Origin of the sequence: Streptomyces sp. NPDC020983 (assembly GCF_044333485.1) — a bacterium.
In the GTDB taxonomy this organism is placed as follows: domain Bacteria; phylum Actinomycetota; class Actinomycetes; order Streptomycetales; family Streptomycetaceae; genus Actinacidiphila.
Genome location: NZ_JBIRRA010000008.1, coordinates 438,002 through 446,311 on the forward strand (window position 1 = coordinate 438,002; position 8,310 = coordinate 446,311).

An 8,310-nucleotide genomic window follows, 5' to 3' on the forward strand; every position below is an offset into this window, starting at 1 on the left:
CAAGCCGAGTTTAGGTACTGGCCACACTCGATGCCGAGGCACCCCTGCACGTGAGCTTGCCCACACGGAGGGTGATCCGCGAACCACCGCACCCACGTGAACTCCAGCTCAGTCCACGGTACGGCCCTGCTCCCGCCCATGTCCCGCTCTACCGGGCGCGGGTCGAATCTCGCTCGGAGTCCATGCATGGAGTTGACGCTTCTTTGTGGGAACCCCACGAAGAGTCCGCGGAAAGTTTGCGGCCGGGTCCGTCCTGACGGGTGACGGCGCGCCGCGGGTGAGCCGGGCGTGTCCCCGCGGCCACCGGACGGGCGGTCACGGTTGCGCACCGGTGCGCCCGCGCTCTTGCCGCGACCCTTGCCGGGCCTCTTACCCGTGAGTAGCCTGCGACCCCATGGACGGCCGTCGGAGGGGGGACAGGGTGCGCAGAGGGATAGCCGTGGCCACGGCGGTGGTCCTGGTGCTCGAAGCCCTCGGGGTCGCCTTCCTGAACTGGGTCCTCGGCCTCGCCGTACGCCACCAGGACATGTCGCTCGGCGGCCTCGACCCGGACGCGATGGCGGTCGGCTCGTGGATCGCGGGCGGCCTCTTCGCCCTCTTCCTGCTGCTGTGCGCGTTCCTGACCGCCCGTACGGCGGCGCGGCAGGGGCCGGCCTCGCCGGCCGTCCGGATCGTGCTGATCGTCTGCGCGGTGGTCCACGGCGTGGTCGGCGCGGTCGTCGTCGGCCTGGTGGGCTGGTTCGCGTTCGTCGCGCTCATGGCCGTCCTGGGACTGCTCGTCGGCACCCTGCTGCTCTACGCGCCCGACAGCGCCCAGGGCGCGGAGGGCGGCGCGGACGGCACGGGGGGCGGCTCCGCCCCGCAGAACCCGCCGCCCGCCGCCCCGCCCGCGGCCCCGCTGCCGTCCGCCGGGCCCTGAGCCGTGCCGCGTACGCCCCGGGGCCTCACGCCCACAGGTCGGTGACGCGCACGTCCAGCTCGGCCAGCAGGCGGCGCAGCAGCGGCAGCGACAGGCCGATGACGTTGCCCGGGTCGCCGTCGATGCCGTCCACGAAGGGCGCGGAGCGTCCGTCGAGCGTGAAGGCGCCCGCGACGTGCAGCGGTTCACCGCTGGCCACGTAGGCGGCGATCTCCGCGTCGTCCGGGCGGCCGAAGCGCACGGTCGTCGAGGCCGTCGCCGAGACCTGGCGGCCGGTCGCCCGGTCGATGACGCAGTGGCCCGTCTGCAGCACGCCCTCGCGGCCCCGCATCGCCTGCCAGCGTGCGGTGGCCTCCGCGGCGTCCGCGGGCTTGCCGAGCGCCTGGCCGTCCAGCTCCAGGACGGAGTCGCAGCCGACGACCAGTTCGTCGCCGTCGTCGAGCATGCCGCCGCTCGCGACCGCCGCGGCCTTCGCCTCGGCCAGCACGCGCGCCAGCTCGGCGGGGTCGGCGGCGGTGACCGCCTTCTCGTCGACACCGCTGACCACCACCCGGGGGGCGAAGCCCGCCTGCTTGAGCAGGCCGAGGCGGGCGGGGGAGGCGGAGGCGAGGACGAGCGCGCGGCGGGGCGTGGTCGGCGAGGTCATCGCACCATCGTAGGGGCGGTGCGGCGGCCGGACGGGCCGCCCTCCGGCGTCCTCGCAGCCGGGGGGAGCCTCACACCCGCAAGGTCGCGATGACCATCACCAGCGCCGCGACGAGCGCCGCCACCACCATCGCGCGGCGCAGCTTGCGCAGCGCCTCGCGGGCGTCCTCGGACGGTTCGTCACGGCGTTCGTCGTCGGGCCACAGCATGTCCCCCAGGGTGCTCGCGGGACGCCCGTGGCGCCTGAGTACGCGTACTCAAGCGGAACGCCCCGCTCGGCACGGCGGCGGCCCGTCCCGCGGGCCGCCGGGTCAGGAGGGCCAGGCCGACATCCGCCAGGCGCCCGCCGCCGGGCGGGGGAGGGCCCGCGGCAGCCGGCGGCCGGGCGCCGACCAGGCCGAGGGGCGCGCGGCGGGCGACGGCTCCGCCTCGGCGGTCCCGGCCGCGGCGGCCCGTGCCTGGACCAGCGCCACGACGGCGGCCAGCTCCTCCGGCGTCGGCCGGCCGCGCTCCACCTTGATCTCCACCACGATGAACTCCCTCCTCCGGCGCGGGCCTGCTACAGCGGGATGTTGCCGTGCTTCTTCGGCGGCAGGCTCTCGCGCTTGTTGCGCAGCGCCCGCAGCGCCTTGACCAGCTGCACCCGGGTCTGCGACGGGGCGATCACCGCGTCCAGGTAGCCGCGCTCGGCGGCGATGTACGGGTTGAGCAGGGTGTCCTCGTAGTCCGCGATCAGCCGGGCCCGCAACTCGTCGGCCTCCTCCGGCGTTCCGGCCTCGGCGAGCGTGCGGCGGTGCAGGATGTTGACCGCGCCCTGCGCACCCATCACCGCGATCTGGGCGGTGGGCCAGGCCAGGTTGAGGTCCGCGCCGAGGTGCTTGGAGCCCATGACGTCGTACGCGCCGCCGTACGCCTTGCGCGTCACGATCGTGATGAGCGGCACGGTGGCCTCGGCGTAGGCGTAGATGAGCTTGGCGCCGCGGCGGATGATGCCGTCCCACTCCTGGCTCGTGCCGGGCAGGAAGCCGGGGACGTCCACGAAGGTCAGCACCGGGATGTTGAACGCGTCGCAGGTGCGCACGAAGCGCGCGGCCTTCTCCGACGCCTTGATGTCCAGGCAGCCCGCGAAGTGCAGCGGCTGGTTGGCGACCACGCCGACCGGGCGGCCCTCGACGCGGCCGAAGCCGGTCACGACGTTCTGGGCGTACAGCGCCTGCGTCTCCAGGAACTCGCCGTCGTCCACGACGTGTTCGATGACCTTGTGCATGTCGTACGGCTGGTTCGCCGAATCCGGGATCAGCGTGTCCAGCTCCAGGTCCTCGTCGGTGACGGCGAGTTCGGCCTGCGTGGCGAAGGCGGGCGGCTCCTCCAGGTTGTTGCCCGGCAGGTAGGACAGCAGCGCCTTGACGTACTCGAAGGCGTCCTTCTCGTCCGCGGCCAGGTGGTGGGCGTTGCCGGACGTGGAGTTGTGGGTGCGCGCGCCGCCCAGCTCCTCCATGCCGACGTCCTCGCCGGTCACGGTCCTGATGACGTCCGGGCCGGTGATGAACATGTGCGACGTCTGGTCGACCATCACCACGAAGTCGGTGATCGCGGGCGAGTACACCGCGCCGCCCGCGCACGGGCCGGTGATCAGGCTGATCTGCGGGATCACCCCGGAGGCCAGGGTGTTGCGGCGGAAGATCTCGCCGTACAGGCCGAGCGAGACGACTCCCTCCTGGATGCGGGCGCCGCCGGAGTCGTTGATGCCGATGACGGGGCAGCCGGTCTTCAGCGCGAAGTCCATGACCTTGACGATCTTCTCGCCGAACACCTCGCCGAGCGCGCCGCCGAAGACCGTGAAGTCCTGCGAGAAGACCGCGACCGGACGGCCCTCGACGGTGCCGTAGCCCGCCACCACGCCGTCCCCGTAAGGGCGGTTGGCCTCCAGGCCGAAATTCGTCGAGCGGTGCCGCGCCAGCTCGTCCAGCTCCGTGAACGAATCGTCGTCCAGCAGGAGTTCGATCCGCTCGCGGGCGGTCAGCTTGCCCTTCGCGTGCTGCTTCTCCACCGCGCGCTGCGAGCCCGCGTGCGCCGCCGCCTCGATGCGGTGGCGCAGGTCCGCGAGCTTGCCCGCTGTGGTGTGGATGTCGTAGTCCGGCTCGGCCATGGCTCGGCGGCTCTCCTGCTCTCGGCTGCTCTCGGGCGGCTCACTGTGGTGCGGGTCTTCTTAACCGGTCAGTAACGCTGTGCTCGGTAGCGTAACGGCGACTCTCCGGTACGGGCACTGCGGCGTTCACCACACTGCACCACCATTGCCCGCGCCACCGGTTGTGCGGCACGGGCGGCGGCGGCGTGTCCCGCGCGGACGTGCGCGCACCGGCGGCTCGTAGGGTGGGCGCATGACGCCAAGCCGCTGGTCCGACCTCGACCGACCGCCGCTCAACGAAGCCGCCCTGCGCCGGGCCGTCGTCGGCTCCCCGCTGTGGGCCTCGCTCGACGTGGTCGACGCCACCGGCTCCACCAACAGCGACCTCGCCGCGCGCGCCGCCGCCGGGGCCCCCGAGGGCACGGTGCTCGTCGCCGAGGAGCAGACCTCCGGGCGCGGCCGCCTCGACCGCCGGTGGAGCGCCCCGCCGCGCTCGGGCCTGTTCTTCTCGGTCGTGCTGCGGCCGGGTGAGGCCGGGGCCTTCGGCAAGCCCGTGCCCGTGCACCGCTGGGGCTGGCTGCCGCTGCTCGCCGGGGTCGCCACCGCGACCGCGCTGTCGCGTGCCGCGGGCGTCGACACCTCGCTCAAGTGGCCCAACGACCTGCTGCTCACCGTCGGCGGCGAGGAGCGCAAGGCGGGCGGCATCCTCGCCGAGCGCACCGGTGAGACCGGTGTCGTCGTGGGCATCGGCCTCAACGTGTCGCTCAGTGACGACGAGCTGCCCGTCCCCACCGCCGCCTCCCTCGCCCTCGCGGGCGCCGCCACCACCGACCGCGACCCGCTGCTGCGGGCCGTCCTGCGCTCCCTCGCCGACTGGTACGAGGCCTGGCGCACGGCGGGCGGCGACCCCGACGCCTCCCGGCTGCGCCAGACCTACGCGGCCGGCTGCGCCACCCTCGGCCGCGACGTCCGCGCCGAACTCCCCGGCGGCCGCGACCTGTCCGGCACCGCGGTCGGCGTCGACGACGACGGCCGGCTCGTCATCTCCGGCCCCGAGGGCGAGCAGGCGGTGGGCGCGGGGGACGTCGTGCACCTGCGGCCCTCGGCCTGAGCCGGCCCTCGGCCTGAGCCGGCCCGCCGCCGCCCGCCCAGCCGCCGCCGGCCCGGCCCGGGGCCGGGGCGCGCCGGTCCGGGGCCCGCGGCGGGGGTGCCCGCCGGTCCGCCGCTCCGCGCGGCCGGGCGCGTACGGGCCGGTGACCGCCGTTGCGGTGACCGTGCGGCGGGGAGCGCCGCCGCACCGGCGAGATCCGGCTCCGGTGAGAGTGAGCTGCGGCACACCTGCCGTATCGTTGACTCGCTGCGTCGTCTCGATGATCGGAAGGGCTGTGCGCAGGGATTCCACAGGGGCCGTACGGTGAGCGCGGACGACCCGGGCCCCCCCGCCCCGGAGCCGGGCCGCGCCGCGGGTTCCCGTGGCGACCACGAGGCCGCGGGCCGCGAACCCGGGCCGGACGGGGAGGCCGCAGGCCCGGGCGAGCCACCGGAGCCCCCGCCGCTCGCCGTCGAGTCCGCCGAGCCCGAGCCCGTCCGCGCCCCCGGGGAGCACGGGATGCCCGCCGCGTACGGCAGGGCGGGCGAGGCCGCCGCCGAGGCGGGGGAGCACCCGCTCGCGCTGCGGCTCGAACAGCTCATCCTCGGCGCGCCCCGCCGCTACACGCCCTTCCAGGCCGCGCGCACCGCGGGCGTCTCCATGGACCTGGCGGCCCGCTTCTGGCGGGCCATGGGCTTCGCCGACATCGGCCAGGCCAAGGCGCTCACCGAGGCGGACGTCCTCGCGCTGCGGCGGCTCGCGGGTCTCGTCGAGGCGGGCCTGCTGAGCGAGTCGATGGCCATCCAGGTGGCCCGCTCCACCGGCCAGACCACCGCGCGGCTCGCCGACTGGCAGACCGACTCCTTCCTCGAAGGCCTCACCGAGCCGCCCGAGCCCGGCATGACGCGCGCGGAGGTGGCCTATCCGCTGGTCGAGCTGCTGCTGCCGGAGCTGGAGGAATTCCTCATCTACGTGTGGCGCCGCCAGGTCGCGGCGGCCACCAGCCGGGTCGTCCAGTCCGACGACGAGGAGGCCGTGGACCGGCGGCTCGCCGTCGGCTTCGCCGACCTCGTCGGCTTCACGCGGCTCACCCGGCGGCTGGAGGAGGAGGAGCTCGGCGAACTGGTCGAGGCCTTCGAGACCACGGCCGCCGACCAGGTCGCCGCGTACGGCGGGCGGCTCATCAAGACCCTCGGGGACGAGGTGCTCTTCGTCGCCGACGACCCCGGCACCGCCGCCGAGATCGGCATCCGGCTCATCGAGACGATGACGGGCGACGAGATGATGCCCGCGCTGCGCGTCGGCATGGCCTTCGGCACGGTCACCACCCGGATGGGCGACGTGTTCGGTACGACGGTCAACCTCGCCTCCCGGCTCACCTCGATAGCCCCCCGGGATTCCGTCCTCGTCGACGGGGACTTCGCGGAGGCGCTGGGCGAGGCGGGCGACGCGCCGCTGTCCGAGGCGGACGTCGACCCGGAGGCGGCGGATTCGGAGAAGTACCGCTTCGCCCTCCAGCCGATGTGGCGGCGGCCGGTGCGCGGACTCGGCGTCGTGGAGCCCTGGCTGCTCAGCCGCCGGTAGGCGGGCGCCCCCGGCGTGGGCGGGCGCCCTTCCCGCCCTTGGGGGGCGTGGCTCCCCGCGCCCGTTCGGTACGGGGCGCCGTCCTACACCAGGCCCAGGGCCGGGGGGACGGCGGACAGCGGGACGTCCGACGCCGCGGCCTCGCAGAGGACCGCCTCCAGGCCGGAGAGGACGGCGGGGATCGCCGGGGCCGGGAGCAGGCGGGTGTCGGCGAGGAGGGACACCTGGCAGTCCGGGCCCTGCTGGGCGAGGGCGAGGCAGAAGGCCATGTCGTTGGAGTCGTAGCCGCGGACGAAGGCCGGACCGCGGGCGGAGCGCGGGTACGGGCCGGGGGCCGGGGGGAGCTGCCAGTCGCGGCTGAGGCGGGCGTCGTTGAAGTAGCCGGTGAGGTCGAGCGGGTGGGTCCGGGCCGCGTCGATCTCCGCGGTGAGCGCTTCGAGGGACGCCGGGTGGAAGGCGGCCCGCAGGTAGGTGGCGGCCGAGCGGCGGTAGACCGCGCGGACGGCGTCGTCCAGGGTGGCGGCCGCCGTGCCGTCGTGGACGTACAGCCCGTCCTGGGCGGTCGCGGCCATGTAGCGCTGCTGGCGCTCGGTGACGCGGTTGCCGGTGATGAGCAGCATCGGCACCGTGGACTGCCCGCGCAGCGCCGCCAGCGCGGTGGCCGCGAGCGTGAGCATCACCGCGGAGCTGGAGGTGCGGGTGCGCTCGGCGACGGCGACGGAGGCCGCGGCGAGCGCGGCCGAGGTCAGCCACCACTGCTGGAACCTCGGGGACGCGGGCGCGTGCGGCGGCCGCGGAGCGGTGTCGGGCACCTCCGCGAGCCGCGCGCGGAAGTGCCGCATCGCGCGGGCGTCGTCGCGCAGCCCGCGCTCGGACCGCTCGTACGCGGCCTGGTCCAGCGGCTGCCACTCCGGTGCGGTGACCCGGCCCCCGGCGAGCAGCCGGCGCAGCGCGGTGCCGACGAGATCGGCGGACCAGCCGTCGAAGGTGAGGTGCGAGCACACGACGGCCACGGCCCGGACCTCACCGCCGCGGCAGACCAGACTGAAGCGCACCGGCCACTCGTGGCTGTGCCGGAAGGGCTCGGCGGCGAGCTTGCGCGTCCGCCGCTCCGCGAACGCCGCGAGCGCCCCGGCACCGGCGTCCGCCCCCAGCTCGCACACCTCGACCAGGTGCGTGCCCTCGGCCGCGGCGGTCTGCCACGCCTCCCCGGCACGGTCGCGGAAGCGGGTGCGCAGCACCTGGTGCGTCTCGACCAGCCGCCGGATCGCCGCGAGCGCCTCCGGCACGCCGGGGCCCGGGGCCGGGAGCGCGACGACCTGGCGCAGGGTGAACGTCGCGAAGGCCGCCCCGTAGCGCAGCAGCGGGCGCCACATGTGGAACTGCCCCCAGGCGAGCGGCCCCTCGCCGCCCTCGGCCGAGAACGCCACGGGCTCCCAGACCACGCGGGGCGGTGCCGGGCGGCCCGCGGCCGGGGCGGGTGGTGCCTCGGTCACCGGGTCTCCAGGTGCGCGGCGAGCGCGTCGAGGTTGTCGACCAGCTCCCAGCCGTCGCCGTCGAGGTCGATCTCGACGTCGTACTCGTCCTCCACCGCGTCGACCAGCCGCATCCGCGACAGCGACGACAGGCCGAGGTCGGACAGCGGGGCCGCGCTCGCGAGGGCCTGGTCGGCACTGATCGCGCCGTCCGAGGACTCCGCGACGAGCTGGGCCAGACGTTCCTTGATCGCCGGGGTGGTCATGCTGATCCGTCCATTCCTTGGGTGCTCCCGCCGAGCAGTTGGTCGGCTTGGGCGTCGGTGAGTTGGTGGAGTTCGGCGAGGAGTGCGTCTTCGAGGGTGCGGGCGACTGCTTCGACGGTGCCGTTGTCGAAGAGGGTGCGGATGGGGAGGTTGATGTCGGTGGCGGTGCGGAGGCGGGCGATGACTTTGACGGCGAGGAGGCT

Annotated in this window: 10 protein-coding genes; 3 read left to right on the forward strand and 7 right to left on the reverse strand. The window is 75.0% G+C overall.

Annotation, left to right across the window (positions count from 1 at the left end):
• Positions 1–439: 439 nt before the first annotated feature.
• Positions 440–919 carry a hypothetical protein gene (locus ACH4SE_RS21070; RefSeq protein ID WP_398544915.1) on the forward strand — a complete coding sequence of 160 codons (480 nt, stop codon included), beginning with the start codon at positions 440–442 and terminating at the stop codon, positions 917–919.
• A gap of 25 nt (positions 920–944) precedes the next feature.
• Here ACH4SE_RS21070 and ACH4SE_RS21075 read toward each other — a convergent pair whose 3' ends face one another.
• From ACH4SE_RS21075 to ACH4SE_RS21090, 4 genes are all read right to left on the reverse strand, one after another.
• The gene (locus ACH4SE_RS21075; RefSeq protein ID WP_398544916.1) at positions 945–1,565 is read right to left on the reverse strand and encodes a nucleoside triphosphate pyrophosphatase; all 621 of its coding nucleotides are present in this window, start codon (positions 1,563–1,565) and stop codon (positions 945–947) included.
• A 70-nt stretch (positions 1,566–1,635) separates the two neighbouring features.
• Positions 1,636–1,773: a morphogenic membrane protein MmpB gene (mmpB, locus tag ACH4SE_RS21080; RefSeq protein WP_398544917.1), complete on the reverse strand. Its 138-nt coding sequence runs from the start codon at positions 1,771–1,773 to the stop codon at positions 1,636–1,638.
• A gap of 102 nt (positions 1,774–1,875) precedes the next feature.
• Complete coding sequence (locus tag ACH4SE_RS21085) at positions 1,876–2,094, reverse strand: acyl-CoA carboxylase epsilon subunit (RefSeq protein ID WP_398544918.1); 219 nt, start codon at positions 2,092–2,094, stop codon at positions 1,876–1,878.
• Positions 2,095–2,123: 29 nt separating this feature from the next.
• The gene (locus tag ACH4SE_RS21090; protein ID WP_398544919.1) at positions 2,124–3,713 is read right to left on the reverse strand and encodes an acyl-CoA carboxylase subunit beta; all 1,590 of its coding nucleotides are present in this window, start codon (positions 3,711–3,713) and stop codon (positions 2,124–2,126) included.
• A 232-nt stretch (positions 3,714–3,945) separates the two neighbouring features.
• Between ACH4SE_RS21090 and ACH4SE_RS21095 the strand changes: the two genes are divergently transcribed.
• Both ACH4SE_RS21095 and ACH4SE_RS21100 read left to right on the forward strand, forming a co-directional pair.
• On the forward strand, positions 3,946–4,803 hold the full coding sequence (locus tag ACH4SE_RS21095) for a biotin--[acetyl-CoA-carboxylase] ligase (RefSeq protein WP_398544920.1): 858 nt from the start codon (positions 3,946–3,948) through the stop codon (positions 4,801–4,803).
• Positions 4,804–5,301: 498 nt separating this feature from the next.
• Positions 5,302–6,366 (forward strand): adenylate/guanylate cyclase domain-containing protein, encoded by a 1,065-nt coding sequence (locus ACH4SE_RS21100; protein ID WP_398544941.1) that lies wholly within the window; start codon positions 5,302–5,304, stop codon positions 6,364–6,366.
• Between the two features lie 83 nt (positions 6,367–6,449).
• Here the strand turns inward: ACH4SE_RS21100 and ACH4SE_RS21105 are convergent, their stop codons facing one another.
• From ACH4SE_RS21105 to ACH4SE_RS21115, 3 genes are all read right to left on the reverse strand, one after another.
• Positions 6,450–7,862, reverse strand: a complete 1,413-nt coding sequence (locus tag ACH4SE_RS21105) for a condensation domain-containing protein (protein WP_398544921.1) — start codon at positions 7,860–7,862, stop codon at positions 6,450–6,452.
• Entirely contained in the window at positions 7,859–8,107 is a 249-nt protein-coding gene (locus ACH4SE_RS21110; RefSeq protein ID WP_398544922.1) for a phosphopantetheine-binding protein, read from the reverse strand. Before ACH4SE_RS21110 ends, ACH4SE_RS21105 begins: the two co-directional genes overlap by 4 nt.
• Positions 8,104–8,310, reverse strand: a 207-nt coding sequence (locus ACH4SE_RS21115) for a phosphopantetheine-binding protein (RefSeq protein ID WP_398544923.1), incomplete at its 5' end; no start/stop codon positions are given. The genes ACH4SE_RS21110 and ACH4SE_RS21115, both read right to left, overlap by 4 nt.